This is a genomic window from Carboxydothermus islandicus (assembly GCF_001950325.1).
Classification (GTDB): Bacteria; Bacillota; Z-2901; order Carboxydothermales; family Carboxydothermaceae; genus Carboxydothermus; species Carboxydothermus islandicus.
On record NZ_BDJL01000003.1, the window covers coordinates 23127 to 47383 of the forward strand.

Genomic DNA, 24257 nt, shown 5'->3' on the forward strand with positions numbered 1-24257 from the left:
CTTTTCGTAAAAGCCCTAAGAAATACCGATGGAAAAAATAGCGAAGCATTACCCCGCTAATAAAATAGTACCTTTTTCCCCAGCAATCACGGTCCTCGAGTCTTTTGGATTTTTTAAAATTTTAAAAGTTATTTTTCGATTAAAAGAACCTTTGGTAAACTTTTTAGTTCTCATTTTACTTTAATAAGCACCCACCTCTTGGTTATATTAAGAACAAAAAAATAAAATAAGAAACCTATTTAACTAAATATTTACATTAGAAATAAAAATTTGTCAATACCTAAAAAACCCCAATTTTGGTTCAATTAAAAAACTATAAGGGTAAATAATCACCCTCCTCTATTTCCATCCCATAATGGTTCGATTAAACTACACTTTTAATTTAATCAGATTTATAGGGCTACTGTCAAGAAAATCAAACCAAAACAGTTCTACAATCCTTAAAGAAAAAATAAGGATTTAACTGCCGCCAAAAAATTTTTTAAGTTACCCTCCTATACTGGTTTTTATTTAAAACGTTTGGCAGTTCGTATAACATTCTTGGAAAAAAATATATGTTTCCATTCCACCCTGGTTCTATTAAAACGCACAGGTTGCATTTTAGAAATTGTATCTTTGGCCTTATGCAACAACCTTTTATCTTTATGGTCTGTGAGAAGCAGCAGCAGATTCCTTCCATGTTACTGACAGTTTTCAAGATAAAAATTGACAGTTTGGATAAAAAACGATAGCCCAAACCACATCTTCGAGGCGAATCTCGCCACAAATTTTTCTACCCTTATCCGTATTCCGGGAAAGGGCCATAACCTCATATCCGGCAGTAACAAAAGGTTTGGTCAATACCTGACAAATAAAACCAGTAGCACCGGTAATGATGATGGTAAACTAAAGGTTGTTGACTTTATTTGCAATTTAACATTAGAATAAAAACAAAGCAAAAGGAGATGGTTTTATTGCCGTTCCGTATACTCCCAGAAAAAACAGTGTCGAGAGAATCTTTTGGCCCAGTTTAAATAAAACGAGACCAACCAGCAAGAAAAGTAGGATCCCACCGCCGTAAAGCTTTGCTATCCCTTCTGCCCAGTATAAAAAATAAAACGAAAAAGGCAGCATCAAAACCAGGCTTAAGATTAAATAGACAATCTTCTTTAAAATCATCCCGGCCAAAAGCAGCGCTGCCCCCACTAAAACCAGGGGCCAGCCAAAGATAGCCGCCATTAAGCTTGAAAAGATGTCCATCTCCCCACCACTTAAAAAAAATTTTGTCGGCAGGAGCCGACACAACGTACGTATAACTGTGGCCGGTAGTCAGTCGTTTTACGACTTACCACCATTTACTCCACCTGCTCTTTTAATATTTCCCCCGGAGGGATAGACGCAATTTTGCGCTGGTTTAAGAATTTGGCAAAAAGTCAGGTGAGTAAAAACACGCCAAACACCAGCCCCCAATGGTTCTATTAAAACTTATCTTAGCTTTTACTTCGATAATTTTGCTGTATATGTTTCCAATGGTTCAAACCCCATCATGGAAGCCTTAAAAAATAAGGCTTCCAGGGTGCGGAAATCTCAAAATCGTCGTCCTCCGATACTGCAAAAATACACGGGCAGCGACGACTTTTTATCCTTTTACCCTTATTATTCGCTCCAAAATCCCTTCACCATCTTTTCCTATGGATAATTTTTTCTTCGGCTTAATTCAACGAAATCACCAGGGCATTTGACAAAAGCCTCCCGGGTTTGGTTAGGTACTTGCCGTTTACATAAAGGCCGCTGGAAGCTCCCCCATCAAGATTCATGGCATAATAAGCTCCCAGTTTTTGCATTATTATGGCCCATTCTTTTATAGTTGCACTATTAACTGTTACCAGTAAAAGTTTCTTATTTTTGGTTACACCTATACCGCTTCTGGCAAAGGAACCATCTTTGATTTTATAATGGGTAAAATTTTCTTTAACCGGGTCGGCAATTATTTTTCCTTCTTTCACTAAATAAGGTCCTGCTTCCAATATGGCACTTGCTTTGCTCCAAAGAACGTTCTCGGGGTTTTCCGGCTCTATCTTTAGAGTTACGTTACTGTTTACTAAATTCTCCGGAGGGCATAAATCGCCGGTATTTAAGACAAATCCTTGTGGGGGAATAGAAGTTTTACCGTAAACAATTTTAATAACCTTTTGCTTTTCAACGACAATATTATATCCATCAGAATACAAAACTTCTTTTCCTCCTTCCGGGGTAAACAATGTATATCCCCGCCAGCCGGGTATACGTACCGGATTCAAAGTATGGACCGGGTAAATATACGGTAGCTCCGTCCCTTCTTCATCATAAGTTGAAAAAATCACACTTATATCCCATTTTACGTATCCAAATATTACTTCATTACCAGGCAAAATACCTACCGAACAGCGTTCTCCATTACCTTTTCTAATTAATCGACCGTCAATCATTAAATTTCCGTAGGGTTCTTTATAAACATCATAAGCAGAAAAGAAGGTGCCATTTATACCAATAACTCCTTTTTTTCTTTTAACCATCGACTCCAGGCTTTCAACCTGACCAATTTGGTTTTTGGCCAATACCGTTTGCATTTTTAGTTTTTTCGTGTTTAAATCGACTATCACACCTTTAACGGTAAAATTTTTGTTATCAATTTTAAGTTTCTTTTCAAATACCTGATAACTATTCGCTCCTAAAGCTAACTGGGAAAGTAAAACAATGTTTAATATTAAAATTGCCACAACCGCTATTTTTCTTGTCACCATTTTAGACCTCCAGCTCCGTTCGTAATTTGTCAGTTAAAATTCTGCACACCTTGAAAATCAAGCACTTTTCTTTATTACTGTGGGCAAATTGTCCCTACACCGTTTATTTTAGCATTAGTATCAAAGGCTCCCGTAATTCCACCGGGATAACTGCAACTTTTTCCTTCCGTCCGGAAACCGTAGCTCTGCCGATAAACACCAGAGCTTTTGCCCAAAGTTTGCCCACGGTGGAAGTCGGCTCTTCTTTAGCCCAGTAATAACTATCATCTTTAGGCGAACCAAACTTCCGGGAAACTGCCGTAAGTTTGCCCCAGCCTCCGTTATTTAAAAGATATTTTAAAAGTTCCTTTTCTTTTTCCGATAAGTTATTTATTACCCTTTGCAAATTTTGGTGACTTGTCAGAAAAGTAGCTATTTGCTGTTCCCGGTCTTTACGATAGCGGGCAGGCGGTAAGTTATAATGCTGGGAAATAAAGTCAATCCAGTAGACCGGCATATTTTTTAGGCCCCGGGAAATCGTTGGATTTAAAGTTATAGCCTTTTCTTCAATCTCTTTCCGCAGTTCTTTTTCATAGTGAAAAACCCCTTTAGAAAACAAGGCTTCTCTTAGATAAATAACTATTTCTAAATGTTTGATCTTTTCCTGTAATTCCTGATTCTGCACATTTAATCTTTTAAGTTTTTGTAAATACCTTTTAGCCCGGGCCACATCCCCAATTTCCAGTAAAAGCAGCGTAAAGAAATAAAGAAACAGGGGATTATCGGGAACAAATTTTTCAATATACTCAAAAAAGTTTAAAGCTTTATCGTATTCTTTTTTATCGCGATAGAATTCAGCCAGATATATTGCGGCTAAAGGATAAAAAGTTCCCTTTTCCCAAAGGTCTTCAAGAATTTTAAGACCTTCTTCCAATTTCCCATGCTTGCGCAGTTTCAGCGCCTTAAAGACTATTTCATTTAAGTCTTCGCGGTCGATTAAAATAATGTCCGTCCTCCGAAGTTTGGTTGGGATTTCTTGATTGTTAAAAACTATGGGAATCGTGTCCTCCTCGCCAAACACCCCTTTTTCTTTTAAGGCAAATGCCGCGGCAGTTTTAACTTCCATGGAATAAAGGGAGGATTTTAAAACCGTTTTAGCAAGCTCTTCACCCCACTCCCCGCCGTAGCGGACAAAATCTTCCATGCTTTTTTGCGCTAAATATTTGTTTAACCTTTCAATAATTACTAACAATAAGAAAGCCTTTACCGTCCCAAGTTGCAGGATTTGTTTTAAATAATCAACATCTTCCTGGGCTTTTTTCAGCATTTCCTCCATTTCCGCCAGAATACTTAACTGATACTCTATTTTAAATGGGGGAATTTCTTTTTTCTCTATCAACCGGGATACTTTCGCCAGCCCCGCAAAAAACTCGGAATGCCCTTTAATACTTTCCCAGATTTTCGCCGCTTCCCCATATTTCCCAAGATTAAAACAAGCCGCCGCCCCCAGATAATGGCTTTCCCATTTAACATGCCAGTTCTGCCATTTTTTATAAAGCTCGTAAACTTTGCGGTGGTCCATGAGGCTGCCGGCAGCTTCCAAAACCAAAGCGGTATATTCCAATACCGCCTGGGGAGCAGGCTGAGGATAAAAGACTATTAACTCCCGATCGAAGGTTTTTTCAGCCTCCTGTAAATGCCTGCGGGCTAAGAATTCATTACCCATAGATGACTGGATTAAGGAAGCCAGGGCAAAAGTAAAAGTATTTGGAGTATACTTAAAGATGTTATTTTTATTTTTAAGAAGTGGTTCTAAAATTTTATAAGCCTTGAAAGAGTTTTTAGTTGCATAGTAAACATAAGCAAGGTTATTGCGAACCCAAACATTGTCATCTACTTTAAGAGCTTTTTCAAAATACCCCTGGGCTTCTAAAATATTACCTTTTTTTAATGAAGAAATACCCTGATCCATAAATTTTTCAAAGTTACGATTGGTCATTGAACCCATCCTCTTCTTTAATTTTTATCTCCGGAAAACTAAAACCTTCAAACCTTCCTGCTGGTAATTTTTACTAAAGATTGTTGACTTAATTTGCAATTTAACATTAGAATAAAAACAAAGCAAAAGGAGATGGTTTTATTGCCGGAACTTATAAAATTAAATATTCAAGATTTACTCGATAAAATCCTGCCGGTTTTAAAAACCTACCCTCAAATTGAAGCAGCTTATCTATTTGGCTCAGCCCTTGACCGGGTCCGGCCGGATAGTGATATTGATATTGCTTTACTTTTATCTCCCGATATAGATGTGGAAGATCTGGAAAGCTGGACTTTAGCCGAAAAAATTGGTCTACATTTAACTCGTTTAGTTGGGCGAAGCTTTGATATATCTCTTTTAAATACTAAAGATTATATATTTGCCATGAATGTCTTAACAAGTGGTAAGCTTATATATGTTAAAAACAATGATCTTTTGGGGGATTTTATCGAAAAGGTAAGTTTGCGTCACCGCATGTGGTACAATTACTACAAACAGGCTCTTCTGGAGGTTGTCAAAAATGACCGCAAATAAATATATCGATAGGGATAGAATTTTAAGAAAAATTGCTTATATCAAGGAAGAAGTTACTCCATTAAATGAACTTTTGCAGAATAAAACTTTTTCCGAAATATTAAAAGATAAATGGCAAATAAAAGGTATAAAATACTCATTGCAGACATCCATTGAAGCAATGATCGATATAGCCTTTCATATAAGTTCAAAAGCTTTCAATAAAGCACCCGTTGATGGACGCGATGCTTTTACCATCTTAGCTCAAAACGGGGTACTAAAAGAGGAAAATCTTTTAACTTATTTAAAAATGATAGCTTTTAGAAATAAAATTGTCCACGGTTATCAAAGTATCGAAGATGAAAAAATTTTGGAAATTGCTAAAAATAATATTTCTGATTTCAATAATTTCATTAATGAAATATTAACTTTTATTAATGAATGAAAATCCCGGGGTTTCCCCCGGGTTATTTATTTAGGCTGGGTTAACACCAAATAAGCTATATAAGCTAAAATTCCGTATACTCCCAGAAAAAAGAGTGTCGAGAGAATCTTTTGGCCCAGTTTAAATAAAACGAGACCACCCAGCAAGAAAAGTAGGATCCCACCGCCGTAAAGCTTTGCTATCCCTTCTGCCCAGTATAAAAAATAAAACGAAAAAGGCAGCATAAAAACCAGACTTAAGATTAAATAAACAATCTTCTTTAAAATCATCCCGGCCAAAAGCATCGCTGCCCCCACTAAAACCAGGGGCCAGCCAAAGATAGCCGGCATTAAGCTTGAAAAAAGGTCCATCTTCCCACCACCTAAAGAAAAATTTTGTCGGCGGGAGCCGACACAACGTACGTATAACTGTGCCGATAGTCTGTCGTTTTACGACTTTCCACCATTTATTCCACCTGCTCTTTTAAGATTTCCCCAGGGGGAATGGTGGCGATTTTCCGCTGGTTTAAGAATTTGGCAAAAAGCCAGGTCAAAAGAAGAACCCCAAACACCAGTCCCCAGGTTTTAGCAGATACGGTCATGTTAAAGGAAAAGTCGATATCTTTGGTAGCCGCAGCCATTAAGTAATCGAAAAGCCTGTAAAATAACGGAATCCCCAGGACAAAACCGGCTAAAAACAAAAGGTCGTTACTGCCTAAAATCATAAAATTCACTTCTTTATTACTCCAGCCAAGAATTTTTAACAAGCTTATAGTGCGCCGGTTCTCCTGGATAATCAGTGAAGTTAAAACAAAGATTACCGCCAGAACAAATAATACTGCCACCAGGCCCATGATGCTCACCGATATTTCTAAAGGCTTTGCGGTGTTTTCTAAGGCTTTATTTAGATACTGTTTATCAAAGAAAGCAATGAGCTTATCTTCGGGAATATTTAATTTTTCGTTACTCCAAATGCCATTATAATAATCAAGCGGGAGGCCTAAAAGCTTATTTAAATCGTTTTGGTAGATAAAAATGGTATTGCCCAAACTTAGATCTGCAACGGCCACGATGTCTAAAGTAAGTTTTTTCTTATCTATTGTTTCTAATGTCACCTGCTGCCCGGGCTCAAGGCCTGCCTTATCTGCTAAGGGTTTGGAGACCACAATCCCGTTCCCTCCAAGCTTGACTATCCCGCCTTTATCTTTAACTTCGACCATCTTGGAACCCGGCTTAATGCCGTAAATTTGGGTATTTATTTTGGTGCCGGATATTTTTGCTGGAACCACTGTAAAAAGTTCGACTCTACCACTAAGCTCATCCAGCGGGGAAGTCACTAAATACTGGTACTGAAATTTGAAAACTTCTGAAAAACTTTCCGTCATAAGCTTTCCGATCGAATCTTTTGCAGCCAGACCGTAAGTTAAAAGAAAGGTAGCAAAGGCAATTCCCACGACTAAAATTATCCCCCGCGCTGCATTGATCGCTCCCTGTTTTAGAGCCATTCGGGTAAGGAAATTGGTCTCCTCGCCAATTTTCAGGAGGGGCTTTTTAAAGCGGCCTTTTTCCAGGCCTTTGATTAGCTCTAAGACCGGACGGTTCATCATCCCCCTGAGGGCAAGGTAAGTCACCGGGAAAATAAACACTGCCGGCAGCAAAAGTCCGGTAATTATTACCTGAGGTAGAAATTTAAAGCTTATTATGGGGATATTAAAATACGCGGCATAAAACTGGGCTAAAGGGATGGCCAGGCCTATCCCGGCAGCACACCCCAGAACAGCCCCAAACAACCAGAGGTAAAAGGGAAAGCCCAAAAGCGCCCGGAGCACCTCCCCGGAGGTATAACCCAGGGCAAAAAGGGCTCCGATTTCCTGCTGCATGTTACCGATTTGCCGCCGTAAAACCGTAAAGAGAAGAACCGAAGCCACGACTAAAAGAAGGGTTGGAAACTGGGTAGCCATGATTTTGGCCCCTTTGAGTTTGGCGTCCACATAATAAACCCGGGGGTTTTCGGTAATCTTCTGCAGCGAGAGGAGAGAAGTATTGGCACTAAGTTCCGAGACAAACTCATCGGTAATCTTACCCCGCACCATGTAGTAGTGGTACGGCATCGGCCCTAAAGCTTTTACTTCTTCTGCGGGCAAAACCGCAATGCCAAACTCGTTGGGGTCGTTTAAAAGGTCGGAATCGTTTTTAATAATGTAAATATAATCGGGCAGAGCCAAGCTTCCAGCAATTCTATATTTCTTTCCACCAAAAGTTATGGTATCACCTATTTTTAACCCATTAGCCTTTAAAAATAACGGATCAATATAAATCACATCTCCCGCTTCTTCCCGGGATAAATAAGGCAGGTTAACCTTCTGGCTTTTACTAAAAACCCGCAGGGTTTTCCCCTGCCACTCCACATCTTTTTGGAAACGTTCTTCGATTAAAAGATTATACTTTTTCTCAAAATAACTTACATCCACCGGCTTTAAGGTAGAAAAATGAGCTGATTCCTGATAGTATTTTTCTTTAAAATCATGGTAGTTTTCGGTGATATTTTCCATGGACAGCTGCAAAGACAGGTAAGTCACCACAGCAATAAAAATTAAAAATATCGTCCCCACATACTGGGCTTTATTTTTGCGAATTATCCTCCCAGGAATTTTCCCGATTACCATTACCACTCGACCTCCCGGGCGGCAATCGGTGCAGGATTTTCGCTAAATCCCGTCACCTGGCCGCTTCTCAAGGTCACCACCCCCTGACACATTCGGGCAATGGCCTGGTTGTGGGTAATTATCATTACCGTAGCTCCGGTTTCTTTATTGACTTTTTCCAAAAGCTCTAACACTTTTTTGGCGTTCTGGTAGTCCAGGGCTCCGGTGGGCTCATCGCAGAGAATCAGGGGAGGTCTTTTTATTACCGCCCGGGCAATCGCTACTCTTTGCGCTTCACCCCCGGACAGCTCTAAAGGGTATTTGTCTTTATGGTCAAGCATACCGACCAGCTCTAAAACCGTTTTTATGTCGGCTGGGGAAGCAGAAAGGTCCGCCGCCGCCTGGACATTTTCGTAGACGGTTAGAGTATTGATGAGGTTGTAGAACTGAAAAACAAAGCCTACCTTCTCTCTCCGGTAGCGGGTAAGTTTTTCCGGAGAATAAGAGCTGATTTCCTCACCGTCCACCCATATCTTTCCCCCATCGGGCCGGTCAATCCCGCCGATTAAGTTAAATAAAGTGGATTTTCCCGAACCCGACGGCCCTAAAACAGCGTAAATTTTTCCTTTTTCAAAAGTTAAACTTACGCGATCTAAAGCCCGAATTTCCACTGCCCCGGTTTTGTAAACCTTGGTTAAATCTTCGGTTTTAATGAACACATCTCCCACCCCTCTCCGTCTAATGGCACGCAGAAGTACGCCAACATTACACCCGAACAGTTACACCCGAACTTCCTTCTCTAAATTAATAAAATATAAATACTTTTCTTTTACCTTTTTGCCGGTAATCTCCTCCACCGCCCGGGCGTAGAGGTTAAGCTGACCTGCGTACTCTTTTAGCCGCTCGTTTAAAATATCTCCGGTGCTCCGGTCGGTTTTCCAGTCAACGATAAAAAACCCATCTTCTTCAAGAGCCAAAAGGTCAATTATCCCTCGCACCAGGATTTTTTCCGAAAAACCGGTAGCCTCCGGATAAATTTCACCGGCCTTGATTCCCAGGGTAAAGGGAAATTCCCGGTAAATTTCCCGGGCTCTAAGGATTCTCTGGCCCAAGGGTGTGGCAAAAATCCGGGTAATTTTCGTAAAATCAAGCATTTCTAAGCTTTCGGGAGGCAGAACCCCCTCCGCTACCAGCCTTTCCCCCTGGGCTTTAAGTCCAGCAGCGGACAAATCACCTCGAAAATCAATCCGCCGCAAAAACTCGTGGTAAACAATCCCTAATATAGCTCCGTCTTCAAAGTATGCTCCGGGTAAAAATATTTCATCCTCCTCTTCCAAAAAAATAATGTCATCGGTGCTAAAAACTTCTTTTAAATCGGAAACGCTCATCTTCGCAGGAAACTTAGAAATTTTTAACCCGGGATAATTAAACTCTAAGCCTGCTCTAAATTGCCCGGTATAATCGGTTTCTTCGGTAAAAGGTGTTTTTGTCAGGAGCTTAACCCTTAGCATTTCTGGAAGTTCCCATTGCTCTCCCTCAATTTTTTCCTGCTGAGGATGAACTTCTACTTTAAGACAGTCAGGTAAATCGCTGCCCTCCCTAAAAACTACTGGCCCAATCCAGTCCAAAAAGTTTCCAGCTCTGGCAATCTGGCCATCGGACAGAGTATCTTTCAAAGCCTCGGTCTGGCTTTGCCAGCCGGCTATTTTCTTTGCTAAGTTTTTCACCGTACCCACCATGATAAGCTTTTCTCTGGCCCGGGTCAGGGCAACATACAAAATCCGCATTTCTTCCGCTAAAGTTTCCCGCCGCATTCGCTCACTCAAGATTTGCGAAGCTATGGAATGGCGCCGGATTCTTTTCTCCGGGTCAAAAAATTTAGGCCCGAAACCAAGGTCGCTGTGGAGAAAAACAGTGTTGCTGTAATCAAACTTAAATCGCTTCCCCAGGCCAACCACAAACACCACCGGAAACTCCAGCCCTTTGCTTTTATGAACGGACATTACCCGGACCACATCATCCGCCTCGCCAATTAATTTGGCCGGTGAAAAATCCTCGGATTCTGCCGCCTGGCTTAAAAAAGTAAGAAAGTTATAAATACCACCACCGTTAATTTCAGCAAAATCAGCGGCCAGGTCATGTAACAATTTTAAGTTCGCCTGCCGCACTTCTCCGCCGGGATAAGCTCCAAAAATCTCCGGTAAATTAGTTTTACGGTATATTTCATTCACGAGCTCTGCCAAACTAATTTGCCGGGATAGTTTCTGGAATTCAACTAAAAGTTCTAAAAACTTTGAGCTTTTTACCGAAAGCTCATCCCCTCCCGAAGATTTATTTTTAAGAGCATCATAGAGAAGGCCTTCGGGGTATTCCTTCCGGACCTGCCAGAGTTCTTCATAGGTTAAACCGGCAACGGGTGAGCATAACACCGCCGCCAAAGGAATATCCTGGCAGGGGTTATCGATTACTTTTAAAAAGCTGGTCATCAGCAAAATTTCCTTGGAATTTAAAAAGTTACCCGCTCCTTCAACGTAAACAGGTATCCCCGCCCTGGTCAATTCTTCCTGCCAGATATTGGTGGAGCTGCTGAGGGAACGGGAAAGAATGACAATATCCCGGTACTGCAACGGCCGAAATTTTTTGGTTTCGCGGTCAAAAACTTGAAAACCTTCTTCTTTGAGTTTTAAAATTTTTGCCGCTACCAGCCGGGCTTCCCGGTGGACCGCAGTTAGATCTTCCTCGGGTTCACCGTTTGAGTCATTTTCCTCTTCGGGTTTTCCTTCAATTAAATGCAATTCCGCAAAACAGTTAGCATTGGGAAGATAGTCTGCCCCCTTTTTAAGAAAAGCTTTTTCATCATAAGAAAGCTCCGCTACCCTTTTTTTCATGATTTGCTTAAAAATAAAGTTTACAGTTTCGATAATTTCCTCGCGGCTTCTGAAGTTCTGGCTTAACTCTACTTTCTTTTCGTCAGTAAAATCTTCATATTTCTTTAGAAAAATCTCCGGCCGGGCCCAGCGAAAACGGTAAATGCTTTGCTTTACATCACCTACCATGAAAAGATTTTGTCCATCTCTGGAGACATAAGTTAAAATCTCTTCCTGAAGGCCATTTATATCCTGGTACTCATCTACCAATACTTCCGCGTATTTTTCCCGGAGCTCCCGGAAAACTCCACTTTTTAAAATATCAAGAGCCCAGTGCTCTAAATCGAAAAAGTCCGCAAAGCCAAGTTTCCTTTTTTCCTCTTGATATTTCCGGGAAAATTCCCGGACTAATTTTACCAAAGGGTCAAGATAGGATGTTAAAGTTCTTAACTCTTCCCGAAAACTACCTGCTTCCCAGGAAAAATAACGTTTTTTTACGGTTTCGAATTGCTCCTTTGCCTTATCCCGTAAGTCTTTTGCTTCGTCCTTGCCCCCAGCTCCCCTTCCCCAGGAAAAGGTTCCAAATTTCACCTGGGTTAGGTATTGCTTTGCCGCCTCGTATCCTTCATTTAGTTTCGCATACAGTCCCCGCACCTTTTCCATATCCTCTTCTAAGAGGGAAAAAGCCCTGTCCTGACCATACTTTTCCGCTACACTTTTAGCCCGTCCTAAAAGCTCGATGATATACTCCAACCACATTTCGGTACTACTTTTTATTTCCCGGTACCAGAAAGTATCTTCAAACCTTTCCCAGTCCCCGTTAAGTAAATTTAATGAGTCCAAAAGCCACTTTTCAGGCTCGGGATTGGACCGGGAGAAATGGTAAAGGTTAAGGATTAGCTCCTTTAAGTTACGGTCATTTTTTTCATCGTTTAAATATTCCAACAGGGCAAAAAGTTCCCGGTCCCCTCTTTCGTATCTCTCCTCCAAAATTTCGTCTAAAACTTTATTTTTTAGATACGTTTCCCCTGGTCCATCTAAAATCGCAAACTTGGTTTCATACCCAAACACCCGTCCGTATTTCCGGATAATTTTATGACAAAAGGAATGGAGGGTAGAAATATCGGCCACCGGCAACAGTTCTAACTGTTCTAAAATTCGCAAGTTTTCCGGATCTTCATTTAAACGTTTTAAAAGCTCCGTCCCAATTCGCTCTTTCATCTCTCCCGCTGCCGCTTCGGTAAAGGTAACCACCAAAAGCCGGTCTATGTCTACCGGAGGTGTATCCGTCAATACCCGGGATAATACCCGCTCCACCAAAACCGAAGTTTTCCCGGCTCCCGCAGCAGCCGATACTAACAGAGCATTACCCCTGGAATTAATAGCCCGCATTTGTTCAGCTGTCCAGTTTTTCATCCACCATACCTCCCCCTGAAAGCGCCAGCAACACTTCGGGATCTTTTTTCCTGGGTATTACCCGGTATTGTTTTTCCTGTTCTTCCAAGCGGCACACTTCAAGATAAGAACAATACCTGCAGCCGGTAGCATCTTTTAATTGATAGGGTATTGCCGAAAATTCTCCGGCGCTAATTTTAAAAATAGCTTCGGTAATAAGACTTTTAATTTTGGTAAATAGGGCTTCCAGTTCCGCCGGGGTTAAAGCATTATCAATCCTGCCGTCTTTATAAGTTCGTAAATTTACCGTTTTAAACTTGTTGTTCTGGGCATAAAAGCTATCTAAATGTTTTAAACTTTCCTCATCCTTTAAGGCATAACCACTCAGGCGAAAATTTTTATAAACTTCTTCCTTTAACTCCTCCATGGAGAGACCCTCTGCCTTCTCATCTAACATGGGGTTTTGAAAGCGAAAATAAAACGCTCCCGCAGGCACCAAATTTTCTCCAAAAAGTTCCTTATTTTCACTGGCCACTAAAAGATAAGTTAAAAGCTGAAGGTTAATCCCACCCACTACTTCATCAAGGCTTATTGATATCGAGCCGGTTTTATAATCAATTATTCTAAGATAGGTTTTTCCATCGTTCTCATAAACATCTATCCGGTCAATTTTCCCGGCTAACGTATATTTCTCTCCGTTGACCTCAAAAACCGGGGATTTTAACCTTTCCTTTTCCCCAAAAGCTATTTCTTCTCCAAAGGGAGTAAATTTAGTAAAGGCTTCGAAATAAGCAAGAGCTTCAATAGCTTTAAATAACATAAGATACAGACGGTTTAAAAAGTACCTTCCCCGGTATGTGGCCAGGAATTTTTCTCCGTATTCTTGCCGGGCTTTGGTAAAAGCTTGATAAACTAAGGTTTTTAAATCTTCTGCTAAAAGGGTTGAAAGCTTCTGCCCTTTTTCCCTTACCGTTTTTATTATCTCCGCTACTGCCCCGTGAAGAAGAGCACCAATTTCGGTTGCTTCCGGAGTAAAAATTTCTCGCTCTTCTGCTTTAATGAGGTATTTTAAAAAATATTTTAATGGGCAGCTATAATAAGTTTCCAAACGCGAAACCGAAAGGGTTTTAGAAGGGAGAAATTCCTTAAAACCGGCACTTAACTTTATTTTGCCAGGATCGGTGGCAAAAGCCCGGGCTATTTTTGTTATTAGCTCCGGCTTACTTAGCAGTAAAGCATTAAAAGCTCCTTGAGCAATAAAAGGTAGCTCCCCGTTCTTTTTAACCTTTACCATTTCTCTGGAAAGAAGTCTTGTTAAGGCCTGAGGGGTGGTTTCATTACCGTAAGATCCTTCCTCCGATTTTAAATTGGGAAAAGCTTTCTTTAGCCAGTCTACTAAAAGCGCCGGGGTAAAACTTTCACCGGTAAGACTTACCCGGGGATAAGAAACATAAACCCTTTCCCGGGCCCGGGTCAGCGCTAAAAATACGTGAAAATTATCCTCTTTAAGCCGCTGGCGGATTAGCGGCGAAAGTTCCAATCCCACCTTTTTAAGCCTGGCCCGTTCTTCCTCGGTAAAAATTAGTCCCGCTGCCGGCGGTGAGGGAAATTTCCCTTCCACTGCTCCCAAAATAATTACTGCCCTGGCTTCACCGGTCCAGTAATGTTTGCTGCCCCCTGCCCGCACCTGGTCCAAGCCTTTGGGAATGGTTTTTAAAGAAAGTTTTGCCAGATACGCTAAAAGTTCTTCCGCAAAGGTAGTGGGATTTAACCTTTCATCGCCAAAAACTTCTTCTATCTCGGTTAGTAAATTCATCAAAGCCTGCCAGAACCGCTCGCCATTTTCATCGGAAATTCTCCGGGAAACACCAATTTTTAATAAGAGCTGTTTTAAACTCTGGCTGAACTCCCGGTAAGTGTTAATTAAAGGTAGTTTTTTAGAAAAAGAAATGATTTCCCCAAAACCTTTCTCCCAGCTTTCCCAGTATAATGAATTGGTGTCCTTCCAGGCCTCTTTGGAAACTAATTTTTCACCATCTAATCCCCGGCTTAAAAGGTAATTTTCCAGAGAAAAAACTTCCTCGGCGGTTAAATTTAATAGGCCGGATTTTAGACAATCGATAGCCGCTTCCCGGTTAAACTCCCCGAGCACTCCTTTTAACAGTAAATAAAGTCCGTGGTGGTCAAAAGCAAGGCCTTTATCCACATATACCGGCAAACCGTATTCGTTAAAAACAGTTTTGATATTGGAAATATAGTAACCATCCTCCGGTATTAATACCAGGATATCGGAAAGTTTATACCTCTTAAATTTGACAAGATAGCGGATTATCCGGGCCGCTTTTTCCATTTCTTCTAAGGGGTTGGCAGCAACAATTAAACTTAAATTTTCTGAAGACCCGGAGTAAGGATTGGGGGGAAGCGGGTAATAATTCTGGGCCAGGTGAAGAAGTTCTGCAGCTTGATAGCGCTCAATTTTTTCAAGATTTATTTCTTTTATTTTTACACCTAAATTTAAAGCCTCGGTATAAAGCCTTTTAAATACCCCCGTATCGTATTCCAGAGGCAAAGTTACGGTAACTTCGGTGCAGGTTTTTAAAAGGGTTTTAATAACTTCTAACTCTAAGGGAGTAAAAGTATAAAAACCGTCAATAAACACTTTTGCCCCCGCTAAAAACTTGCTCTTAGGGGCATATTCCAAAAACTTTTCCAGAAGTCCCTCGCTGGTATACTCTTCCCCAAATTTTTCTAAGTATAACTTGTATAACAGGTAAACATCTTTTAATTTTTGCTGCAGCATCCAATCCTCTATTTTAGAAGACGTTTTTTCTAAATTCTCCGGTTTTACCCGGTAACGCCGAAACTCTTTAAATAACTTTAAAAGGTCTTCAATAAACCCGGGATTATCCGCTGCTTTTCGTAAAATCTGCAGTTTTTCCTTATTTTCCTGTAAAATCTTTTTTAAAGTAATCTGGTAAACAAATTCTGAAGAGTTCTTAAGGCGAGCTTTAAACTCCCGTACAACATTTAAAGCAAGTCGATTAAAACTTACCACCTGCAGGCGAAAACTCCCGGGTATATCGTCCCGGGTATTTAAAAGATATTCGTTTTCAAAGGTAGCACTCTCCGGCACTATATACAGCACCATAGGTCCCAGCGGTGCTTCTTTTAAATTTTTCACAATTTCTTCCCGGCAGTACCGGCTTTTTCCGGACCCCACCGGCCCCCTCACCATCGTAAGCATAATGCTCCCTCCAGGGACGGTTCTGTAAACCACCATTTTTTAATGAAAGGTCTTCCCCTAAAATTATAAAAAATTAAAGGGGATGCGGAATTTCTTCCGTCCCCTTTTTGTATTTCGCTATGATAACCTATTTTCCTGCTTTTGCAGGAAGTTTTATAAACGCCCTACAGAATTATATGTTTTGCATTTTTTTTATTTAGTTTTTTGGGTAGCCAGTAAAGTAAAGCCAAATTTGGCTTCAGCATTTTGATATTCATTATTTGCTGACTTGTCTAACTGTACAACAAAAGCCAATAAGCACCCTCTTTTTATAAAGCTTAATTTACTACTTCTTAAAGTAAGGGTTCAGTAAAAACCATTGCTACCATACCAATAAGGTAGGCTAAAGGCAACATGTCATTGGAAATATCTGCAACTACCCCGTAAATCCCCCAGAGAGCAATAGGTACCATAAAAATTAGGCCGTAAATAATAAGGTCTTTTAACGTTAGTGCTCTTTTCAACTCTTGTTTATATCCAAATTTTTCTAATTCTTGGATCTTCACTATACCTCCATCCTATTCTATTTTCAGTCCATATTTGGTTAATATCCACCGTGGCATTACAAGCCTTGCGGTTTTTAATGGATCTACCACCTGAGAAATTTGTAAATCCCCAACCGCACTTAAAAGCATCCCGGCTTCATTCAAATCCAATCCTAAATCGGTAAGGACATCTACTCCATACTGGGTAGCTTTTTCAACTGCTTCATCTAAAGTATCCGCTGAAGCTAAAAAGGCAACTATATCATCATTAATAATTACAGGCTCAGAGACTTTAAAGTTTTTGAGTACCTCAACTTTAACAGTAACCTCAGCAGCAGTTTCAATTCCTGTTACCCAAACTTCACCGTCTCCCATGCGGGCATGGATATCACCTAAGGCCAGTAGGGCTCCTGGTACATTTACCGGTAAGATAATTTCATTCCCTTCACAAACTAAGTTTGTATCAAGATTCCCTCCATGCTTACCAGGAGTTCCACAAGGAAATTCGCCTTCCTTTGGTGCTACCCCAATCACGCCAATCATCGGCTTTACAGTCAATAGCAAATCATTAAAGTAGGCTACATTTTCGTTAATAGGTATTATTTTAATCGATGCCTTCTCAACCCTTTTACCTAAAACCCCAAAACCTGGGATAGCTGCCATTACTCCTGAATTTGCCAATTTAATCTTTAAAATACTGACTTTTAAACTATCCCCCGGTTCGGCTCCCCGGATAAAAACTGGCCCAGTTGCAGGATTAACCCTGTTCCAGTCCAGGCTATCAATTGATTGCTCACTACTTATAATTTGGTTAGCAAAACAGTCACATGTTTGAAAGGTAATGATACTACCATTTTCCACTTCTGCTACTGGTTTGTTTTCAGGTTTAAAGCTGTAAATAACTTGATCATTTTTTATAAACATTTGTTTTCCTCCCTTTTTTAGAAAATTTTTCATGAAAATCTTATTATATTATATAGAATTTTGTAATATTATGTAGCATTTTATGCTGTTTACTTAATAACATAATGTATTTTTAATTAATAAATAAATTTTGGAATAAATATCAACTTAAAGTAGTAAAGATGGGGACTATCCATAAATTATTAAAAATGGTGGTTCTCAGAACCGTCCCTACAGTGACACAAGCTCCGCCTGCATACTTTCCAAATCCACTACCGCTAGGGTGGCTTTACCGGTTAAGACTCCCGCCAGTTCCCCGGGATTTACATGCAAAGTTTTGCCCTTTGGCGTAATGTGAGCCTGGTGGGTGTGGCCGGTTACCACCAAATCGTATTTACCGCATTCCACCAGTGCCCGGGTTAAGACATCACTCGTTCCGTGATAAACAGCAATTTTTCGCCCGGCAATTTCCACTTCACCCGCTTCATGGTAGTACTCAATCCCCAGCTTATCCACCACTTCCCGGAAGTAATAATGCTCCCCTTCGTTGTTACCAAAAACGGTAATAAGCCGCCCTTCCCGGCCAATTCCTTTTTTCAGGGCTATGGCCGCAAAAGGTGCCACCCAGTCGCCGGCGTGGATTACGGTGGTAATCCCCTTTTCTTTAAAATAGGCCACTGCTTTTTGGACGTTGGCTAAATTATCGTGGCTGTCGGACACGAGACCAATTAACATACAAAACCCCCTTCTTGGTATAATTTTGGGGACAGTCCCTATTTTTATACTTAAAGTATAATTTTGGGGACTGTCCCTATCTTTATACTTCGAGCTTTAAAAAGCTGCTCTGAGCATCCTTTAAGGTATAAAATAACACTCCAAGTCCTATAAGAAAAGAGAGTCCGGCAAAACCCACGGTGCATGGCCAAAAGGAAAGCTTAAATTTCAAGAGAAAAAGCCAATAGAGGCCGATTTGCATAAAAGGTAAAAATATTCCTACCGTGGCATTGAGGTTTTGCTTAAAAGCTTTTTGCGGGTGGTCCCAGTTTAAATAGGGCCGCTTTAAGTCAAGTAAAAGCCCGGCTGCCAGAACCGGTAAAGCGCTTAATAGCACTGCCGGTAAAATAAACCATGCCTTAAATCCCGAAACACCCAAAAAATACGCCCCTGCTACTGCGAAAAACGAAGCTATTATCCCAAATACATACCCGTGGGCCAGCTTCCCTAAAAGCCAGGTTTTTTCTGAGACCGGAAGACTTTTAAGGTAGTAAAGCTCTTTGGCCTCCCGGGAGATGGCAGTAGAGGTGATGTTGGTGGCCGCAGCCAAAAAGACCCCAAGGGATAAAAGGCCGGCTAAAAAATAATTCTCAAGAGCTTTGTTACCTAAAAACTTTTTAATTTCACTTAAGCCTGCAATTCCCTGAAAATAAAAGGAAATACCAAAAACAAAGGGTATGATAATAATAACAAGCGGACCGTTTAAGAAATAAACCGGTTCGCGGTTCATAAGCCGTATTTCCCGCAAAAGGTTTGAAATAAAGACAGGTTTTGGGGTAAAAGTTAACTCCCCTTTTACCCTCCGGCGTCCACCGCCCCCTTCCGCCCCCACTTTTAAGCTCTTTTCGTAAGCCCATCCCAGGGTATAAAGGCCTAAAGCTAAAAGGCCAAGGCTAAAAATAATGTTAGCCCCCAGGGAAAAAGCTTTTATAGTAACATCCTCTCCGGTTAAAGATTTCACCGTAAGCAAGGCCGGAAGGTAAATCTTATAAAGCTTCAGGTTTATAAGGTTGGGGTCGGAAAATTTTGCGACAAGCACTCCCGGATTTTTCTCGGCCAGTTGCACGGTATTGGAAAATTTTTGGATAAGTACCGCTGCCCCAAGGCCAATTACACCACCTAAATACATCAGAAAATCTTTCTTCCCCGCAAAAGAAAAGCTTCGAAAAATCAACACAAAAAAGGCAAAGACCAAGGTCAGGGGTAAAACAGGTAAAAGAAACAAATTAAAAATAGCAGTAATCCAGTAAAGAAAGCCCTCCCCGCCAAAATAACCGTAAACCCCGGCAGGTATGCCGAAGAAAAGTACGGCTATGGGAAGGTGGTAAAAATAATTTACCAGTATTTTCGCCCCTAACAGTTCTCTTCCTTTCAACGGCAAAGCCAAAAGATACTCCGCTCCATCGTAATAATAACCTGAGAGGATCGCTATTACTCCCAGAGCTAAGATAATTAAAACGGTATTTACCGCTCCCAGGGCCAGCACGGTGGATTCAAGATTCACCGGCTTTAAAGCCTGGAAAAGATTTTTATAAAAAACAACGTTCATGGAAAAAAGGCCCGACAGAGAGAAAAGGATCAAGACGATAAAGCCAAGAGCTTTTAAAAATTCTTTGGGATTTTGCCGATAATAGGAAAAAGGCCGAACCGCCAGCAAAACTTTTATTAACTGCAAAGTTTTTCTCATGACCGCACCAGCTCCAGGAAAAGTTCTTCCAGGCTTTTATCTTCCTGCTTCTGGGTTTTTAGATCTTCCATGGTTCCGGTAAAGATTAATTTCCCTTTTTTAATAATCCCTAAAGTAGTACAGAGCTTTTCCGCCACTTCTAAAATATGGGTAGAGAAGAACACCGTTTTACCCCGGGCAGCATAATCCTGCATAAGCTTTTTTAAGTTAAAAGACGACTCCGGATCCAGGCCGGTCATCGGCTCATCCAAGATCCAGATGTCAGGGTCGTGGACCAGCGAAGCAATCACCAGAAGTTTTTGCTTCATCCCGTGGGAGTAGCTGCCAATTCTATCGTTTATCGCCCCTTCCAGGCTAAAAAGTTTTAAAAGGGGGCGAATCCTTTCTTCCCTGAGCTTAGCCGGGACTTCATACACATCGGCCACGAAATTTAAAAATTCAAGGCCGGAAAGCCTGGGGAAAATTTCCGAAGTATCCGGCACATAACCGAATTTTCTCTTAGCCCGAAGGGGCTCTTTTAAAAGGTCAACCCCACATAACTCCACTTCCCCGGTGTCCGGCGACAGAATTCCGGTCATAATTTTTATGGTGGTAGTTTTCCCCGCCCCATTGGGGCCTAAAAATCCAAAAATCTCCCCCGGCGGTACCGTAAGATTTAAATTATCCACCGCCCGGACCTTTCCCCCTCCGTAAGCTTTGGAAATATTTTTTAAACGGATGATATAAACCACTCCCCTCGGTAATACTAACTCTTAACCCTGGGAAACCGGTAGTGCCCGACAATACCGGGGAGCCACAGCAATAGTTCATCGGCTTCCCGGGTGTAGGGTCCAGCGTTGTGGATAATATAAGGCACCCCATCCCGCCTTCTTTTATCGGAGATAATCGCTATATGCTGGGGATTTTTAAACACTACAATGTCTCCCCCCTGCCATTCTTTTAAGTTCTCCGGATCTCCGGGGATAAGTTTGGTAGTTAAAATCTGGGCATGACGGCGAAAAAACACATCTAAATTGGGCACCCGGCGAAAATCAATGTTGGGATCGGGTTTTCCCCCTACCCGGGGATAAGCCTCAAGATTATTTTTAATATCTTCATCGACCATCGCCTTTAAATTATAACCTGCATTTTTAAACGCCCGCCAAATGACATCGGTGCAGACCCCCTCGTTATCCGGAGGATAGCCTCCTGCATAATAAGCGCTCCGGTAACGGGGCTTATTGGCCACATCTTTCCGGGCTCCCTGAACTATATCATCCAAGTCATAAATCCCATCGCCATCCTGGTCGTGTTTAAGTATCACCTTTTCTACCCGCACCCGGGGCGAAAACTGGGCTTTTACAGTTAAGTAAAGATATTTATAAATAGCACCATCTCTATAAATAAATGACAAAATTCCTAATCCTAAAACAATAAGCAACAAAATCCCCTTTAATTTTGGACCCACGGCTGTCATCTCCAGCTTTTTGGTTATTTTTTATAAATTCGTCCCGGTTTTTAAAATTCCTCTAATCCTCGCGGAAAAAAGGCACAAATAAAACCGGCGTTTTAGCCGGCATCAATCAATAACTCCTGCGGGATTACCACCGGAACATTATTAATTTTGTAGACTAAAGCTTTAATACCATAAACTTTGTAAATGTTTTCCGTACTCAATACTTTTTCATCACCAAAGGCCACAATTTCGCCATCTTTTATCAGTAAAAATTTATCGGCAAAGCGTAACGCTTGATTAAGGTCGTGGAGAATGGCTATTACGGTCATCTTCCGTTCCCGGGCAAACTTTTTTAAAAGTTTCAGGATTTCATACTGATGTCTTAGATCCAAATTGCTGGTCGGTTCATCTAAAAGAAGAAGTTTCGGTTCCTGGGCTAAAAGCCTGGCCACTGCCACTTTTTGTAACTCACCGCCGCTTAACTCATCAAGAAAACGTAAAGCAAACTCTTCCATTTCCAAAATCTTTAAAACCTCTTCCACCACTTCCAGATCTTTTTGCGTTGCATCGAGCCGGATATGAGGCCTCCTCCCCACCAAAACTGCATCAAACACGGTCAAGCGGCTTACCTCCTGGCGCTGAGCCATATATCCCACTTTACCTGCAAACCACCGAAGATTGGTTCGAAATATCTCCTGGCCTTCCAAATACACAGCCCCTTTTTTAATTTTAAGGTTACGGCTTAAACATTTTAATAAAGTTGATTTACCTGCACCGTTATTGCCCAAGATCGCTAATATTTCCCCTTCAGCAACTTTAAAGCTTACATTATTAAGCACTGCTTTGCCAGGATAATTAAAAGATACACCAGCTACCTCTAAAAGCATTCGCCTCCCCCTTTTAACTTATTTTCCCCGAAGTAAGAGGTATAAAAACAAAGGTGCTCCCAAAAAGGAAGTTACCGCACCCACCGGTAAAATCACCGGGGAAATTACCGTGCGGGCAAAGGTGTCCGCTAATAGCAGTAAAACCCCGCCCAATAAAGCTGCTCCGGGCAGTAAAAACCGCTGGTCATTGCCAATGACCCGTCGCACCATGTGGGGAGCTAAAAGTCCAATAAAGCCGATGATGCCACAAAAGGAAGTTATCACTGCTGCAATGCCAGAAGAAATCAGCATTCCCCAGAAACGAATTTTATTGGGATCAACGCCCAAACTCCTTGCTCCTTCTTCACCGGTTATTAGAGTATTATAATTCCAGCGGTTTAAGTAAAAGTAAATAAAAGCTAAACTTATCACTACTCCCAGTAACCTTACTTCTTCCAGCCCCAGGCGGCCCAAATCCCCAAAACTCCAAAAAACCACCGCCGCAAGCTTTAACTCATCGGCAAAATACTGAAGCAAAGTGGTTCCAGAAGCCCAAAGGGAACCGATGGCTACCCCCGCCAGCGCAATGGCTTCCGGGGCAAGTTTTTTCACTTTTCCCAACCACAAAACTATAAGGGATGTAAGGAGGGCAAAGATAAAAGCCGTCAAGCTCACCAAGTACCGATTAGCATAGTATATTTTAGCTTCCGCTCCCGTCTGGTAACTTCCCGCACCTAAAACAATGATGGAAAAGGCGGCCCCAAAAGCGGCCGCCTGGGAGATCCCGAGGGTAAAGGGAGACGCTAAAGGATTTTTTAAGAGAACTTGCTGCACGTTTCCGGCAAGGCCAAGTCCTATACCGGCCAAAACCGCTCCCGCTACCCGCGGCAGGCGAATTTCCCAGATAACCGTTTTTAAGGCGTCCGGACCCTTCCCCAAAATTCCTTTAACCACAGCCCAAAAACCAAGTTTCATGCTGCCGGCATTAAGAGCAAAGACGATCGCTATATTCAAAATTACTAAAAGAACCAGTAAAAACAAAACTTTTTGCCAGAGATAGCTTTGATAGGTTTTTCCCCTCATTTTCCTCTCCCACTAATCAAAATTCAGCGGACCAAACCCTCCGAACTTTTTCTTTAACTCCTGATACAAAGGCTTTCCTAAAAAGAACTTATAAATTTCATCGGCTTTTTTAGCCGGGTCAATCGCTGAAAAAGCCGCCGGGTAAAGGACTTTACCTACATAGTAGGCATTGGCAAAGGCGGTTTCAATATTCGTGTTATAAAAATTGTAAGGAAGCAGTCCATATACTTTATTGTTTTTAAATGCCCTTAAACTTTGGTAAAAACTCTTGTTTTTAACATAATCGTCTTTTACCAAGGAAAGTCCGCCCGCATCAATAAATATTACTTCTGGATCCCAGAGTAAAATTTGCTCCCGGTCAACGGTAATTGCTCCCTGTTTCCCCAAGCCATCGGCAACATTTTGGGCTTTAACCATTTTTAAAATTGGATGGGAACCCTGAGTACTTTCAAAGCCCCGGGCTCCTTTAAAACTTACCGCCCCAACATAAACTTTCGGGCTTTTTGCATTACCTATACGTTTTGCCAAATCACTCTTAATTTTTTGGACGTAATTTTGAATTTCCTGTGCTCTTTTTTCTTTCCCTAAAATTTTTCCAATTAAATTTATTGATTTTAAAGCTGTATCGTCAAAAAACCCTGCTTGACCGTAATCTAAAACTACCACTGGAATTTTAACTTGCTGCTGGAGCCGGTCTGCTCCTGCCTTATCCAAAAGCTGGACGACAAAAATCACATCGGGCTTAACTGCTAAAATCTTTTCGGGATCCGGCTGGGTATCCGGTCCTCCCTGGCCAATGGTAGGCAATTTTTGAAGTTGTGGATACGCCAGGATATAAGGTTTAGCGTTGGGTTTTTTTTCAATTTCCTCAACCCCAACAATCCGTGCTGCCCCATCCACATAACTCACCAAACGTAAAGCTCCCGGTCCTATGGCAACAACCCTTTTTACCGGTTGCTTTATGGTAATTTTTCGCCCGGCTAAATCAGTAACCACTATGGTCTTGGTCGTAACTTTTTTTGTAGCCGCTTGCGTTTTTGAACCTACACCAAAATAAGTTAACCCTATACTTAAAGCTAAAATCAAAATAAAAATGCCCAAATTACGCACCCTTTGCAT

At 41.3% G+C, this 24257-nt stretch carries 20 protein-coding genes; 2 read left to right on the top strand and 18 right to left on the bottom strand.

What is annotated here, in order from left to right; translation table 11 throughout:
- Positions 1–693: 693 nt before the first annotated feature.
- The 4 genes from ciss_RS13765 to ciss_RS01110 form a co-directional block, all read right to left on the bottom strand.
- Positions 694–879, bottom strand: a complete 186-nt coding sequence (locus ciss_RS13765; protein ID WP_143298447.1) for an NAD-dependent epimerase/dehydratase family protein — start codon at positions 877–879, stop codon at positions 694–696.
- A gap of 39 nt (positions 880–918) precedes the next feature.
- Positions 919–1239 carry a hypothetical protein gene (locus tag ciss_RS01100; RefSeq protein WP_075864484.1) on the bottom strand — a complete coding sequence of 107 codons (321 nt, stop codon included), beginning with the start codon at positions 1237–1239 and terminating at the stop codon, positions 919–921.
- 452 nt (positions 1240–1691) lie between these two features.
- The gene (locus ciss_RS01105; protein ID WP_075864485.1) at positions 1692–2762 is read right to left on the bottom strand and encodes a phosphodiester glycosidase family protein; all 1071 of its coding nucleotides are present in this window, start codon (positions 2760–2762) and stop codon (positions 1692–1694) included.
- Positions 2763–2865: 103 nt separating this feature from the next.
- On the bottom strand, positions 2866–4740 hold the full coding sequence (locus ciss_RS01110; RefSeq protein WP_075864486.1) for a hypothetical protein: 1875 nt from the start codon (positions 4738–4740) through the stop codon (positions 2866–2868).
- Positions 4741–4881: 141 nt separating this feature from the next.
- Between ciss_RS01110 and mntA the strand changes: the two genes are divergently transcribed.
- Entirely contained in the window at positions 4882–5313 is a 432-nt protein-coding gene (gene mntA / locus ciss_RS01115; protein ID WP_075864487.1) for a type VII toxin-antitoxin system MntA family adenylyltransferase antitoxin, read from the top strand.
- Entirely contained in the window at positions 5300–5737 is a 438-nt protein-coding gene (gene hepT, locus ciss_RS01120) for a type VII toxin-antitoxin system HepT family RNase toxin (protein WP_075864488.1), read from the top strand. The genes mntA and hepT overlap by 14 nt, the downstream gene beginning before the upstream one ends.
- 26 nt (positions 5738–5763) lie before the next feature.
- On the opposite strand, the gene ciss_RS01125 is transcribed toward hepT, so the two are convergent.
- The 14 genes from ciss_RS01125 to ciss_RS01190 all read right to left on the bottom strand — a co-directional run bounded on the left by ciss_RS01125 (position 5764) and on the right by ciss_RS01190 (position 24257).
- On the bottom strand, positions 5764–6087 hold the full coding sequence (locus ciss_RS01125) for a hypothetical protein (RefSeq protein WP_075864489.1): 324 nt from the start codon (positions 6085–6087) through the stop codon (positions 5764–5766).
- 95 nt (positions 6088–6182) lie between these two features.
- On the bottom strand, positions 6183–8381 hold the full coding sequence (locus ciss_RS01130; RefSeq protein ID WP_075864490.1) for an ABC transporter permease: 2199 nt from the start codon (positions 8379–8381) through the stop codon (positions 6183–6185).
- Positions 8381–9079, bottom strand: a complete 699-nt coding sequence (locus tag ciss_RS01135; RefSeq protein ID WP_075864491.1) for an ABC transporter ATP-binding protein — start codon at positions 9077–9079, stop codon at positions 8381–8383. The genes ciss_RS01130 and ciss_RS01135 overlap by 1 nt, the downstream gene beginning before the upstream one ends.
- A 60-nt stretch (positions 9080–9139) precedes the next feature.
- Positions 9140–12643 (bottom strand): helicase-exonuclease AddAB subunit AddA, encoded by a 3504-nt coding sequence (gene addA, locus ciss_RS01140; protein ID WP_075864492.1) that lies wholly within the window; start codon positions 12641–12643, stop codon positions 9140–9142.
- A complete protein-coding gene (locus ciss_RS01145; protein WP_075864493.1) occupies positions 12624–15866 on the bottom strand; it encodes a PD-(D/E)XK nuclease family protein in 3243 nt (1080 codons plus the stop codon). The genes addA and ciss_RS01145 overlap by 20 nt, the downstream gene beginning before the upstream one ends.
- A 332-nt stretch (positions 15867–16198) precedes the next feature.
- The gene (locus tag ciss_RS01150) at positions 16199–16411 is read right to left on the bottom strand and encodes a hypothetical protein (protein WP_235837216.1); all 213 of its coding nucleotides are present in this window, start codon (positions 16409–16411) and stop codon (positions 16199–16201) included.
- A gap of 12 nt (positions 16412–16423) precedes the next feature.
- Positions 16424–17314 (bottom strand): acetamidase/formamidase family protein, encoded by an 891-nt coding sequence (locus ciss_RS01155; protein ID WP_075864494.1) that lies wholly within the window; start codon positions 17312–17314, stop codon positions 16424–16426.
- Between the two features lie 210 nt (positions 17315–17524).
- Positions 17525–18028, bottom strand: coding sequence for a metallophosphoesterase (locus ciss_RS01160; protein ID WP_075864495.1), 504 nt, complete (start codon positions 18026–18028; stop codon positions 17525–17527).
- Between the two features lie 82 nt (positions 18029–18110).
- Complete coding sequence (locus ciss_RS01165; RefSeq protein WP_075864496.1) at positions 18111–19754, bottom strand: hypothetical protein; 1644 nt, start codon at positions 19752–19754, stop codon at positions 18111–18113.
- The gene (locus tag ciss_RS01170) at positions 19751–20485 is read right to left on the bottom strand and encodes an ABC transporter ATP-binding protein (RefSeq protein WP_088775846.1); all 735 of its coding nucleotides are present in this window, start codon (positions 20483–20485) and stop codon (positions 19751–19753) included. The genes ciss_RS01165 and ciss_RS01170 overlap by 4 nt, the downstream gene beginning before the upstream one ends.
- 14 nt (positions 20486–20499) lie before the next feature.
- Positions 20500–21201, bottom strand: coding sequence for a DUF1287 domain-containing protein (locus ciss_RS01175; RefSeq protein ID WP_235837217.1), 702 nt, complete (start codon positions 21199–21201; stop codon positions 20500–20502).
- Positions 21202–21302: 101 nt separating this feature from the next.
- Entirely contained in the window at positions 21303–22076 is a 774-nt protein-coding gene (locus tag ciss_RS01180; protein ID WP_075864498.1) for an ABC transporter ATP-binding protein, read from the bottom strand.
- Positions 22077–22094: 18 nt separating this feature from the next.
- Entirely contained in the window at positions 22095–23138 is a 1044-nt protein-coding gene (locus tag ciss_RS01185) for a FecCD family ABC transporter permease (protein WP_075864499.1), read from the bottom strand.
- A gap of 12 nt (positions 23139–23150) precedes the next feature.
- A complete protein-coding gene (locus ciss_RS01190; protein WP_075864500.1) occupies positions 23151–24257 on the bottom strand; it encodes an iron ABC transporter substrate-binding protein in 1107 nt (368 codons plus the stop codon).

Excerpts from the sequence above, each read along its gene's own strand:
- ciss_RS01100 (WP_075864484.1), bottom strand. The coding sequence starts at position 1,239 with ATGGACATCTTTTCAAGCTTAATGGCGGCTATCTTTGGCTGGCCCCTG.
- ciss_RS01105 (WP_075864485.1), bottom strand. The coding sequence starts at position 2,762 with ATGGTGACAAGAAAAATAGCGGTTGTGGCAATTTTAATATTAAACATT.
- ciss_RS01110 (WP_075864486.1), bottom strand. The coding sequence starts at position 4,740 with ATGACCAATCGTAACTTTGAAAAATTTATGGATCAGGGTATTTCTTCA.
- hepT (WP_075864488.1), top strand. The coding sequence starts at position 5,300 with ATGACCGCAAATAAATATATCGATAGGGATAGAATTTTAAGAAAAATT.
- ciss_RS01125 (WP_075864489.1), bottom strand. The coding sequence starts at position 6,087 with ATGGACCTTTTTTCAAGCTTAATGCCGGCTATCTTTGGCTGGCCCCTG.
- ciss_RS01130 (WP_075864490.1), bottom strand. The coding sequence starts at position 8,381 with ATGGTAATCGGGAAAATTCCTGGGAGGATAATTCGCAAAAATAAAGCC.
- addA (WP_075864492.1), bottom strand. The coding sequence starts at position 12,643 with ATGAAAAACTGGACAGCTGAACAAATGCGGGCTATTAATTCCAGGGGT.
- ciss_RS01145 (WP_075864493.1), bottom strand. The coding sequence starts at position 15,866 with ATGCTTACGATGGTGAGGGGGCCGGTGGGGTCCGGAAAAAGCCGGTAC.
- ciss_RS01155 (WP_075864494.1), bottom strand. The coding sequence starts at position 17,314 with ATGTTTATAAAAAATGATCAAGTTATTTACAGCTTTAAACCTGAAAAC.
- ciss_RS01160 (WP_075864495.1), bottom strand. The coding sequence starts at position 18,028 with ATGTTAATTGGTCTCGTGTCCGACAGCCACGATAATTTAGCCAACGTC.
- ciss_RS01165 (WP_075864496.1), bottom strand. The coding sequence starts at position 19,754 with ATGAGAAAAACTTTGCAGTTAATAAAAGTTTTGCTGGCGGTTCGGCCT.
- ciss_RS01180 (WP_075864498.1), bottom strand. The coding sequence starts at position 22,076 with ATGCTTTTAGAGGTAGCTGGTGTATCTTTTAATTATCCTGGCAAAGCA.
- ciss_RS01185 (WP_075864499.1), bottom strand. The coding sequence starts at position 23,138 with ATGAGGGGAAAAACCTATCAAAGCTATCTCTGGCAAAAAGTTTTGTTT.
- ciss_RS01190 (WP_075864500.1), bottom strand. The coding sequence starts at position 24,257 with ATGCAAAGGGTGCGTAATTTGGGCATTTTTATTTTGATTTTAGCTTTA.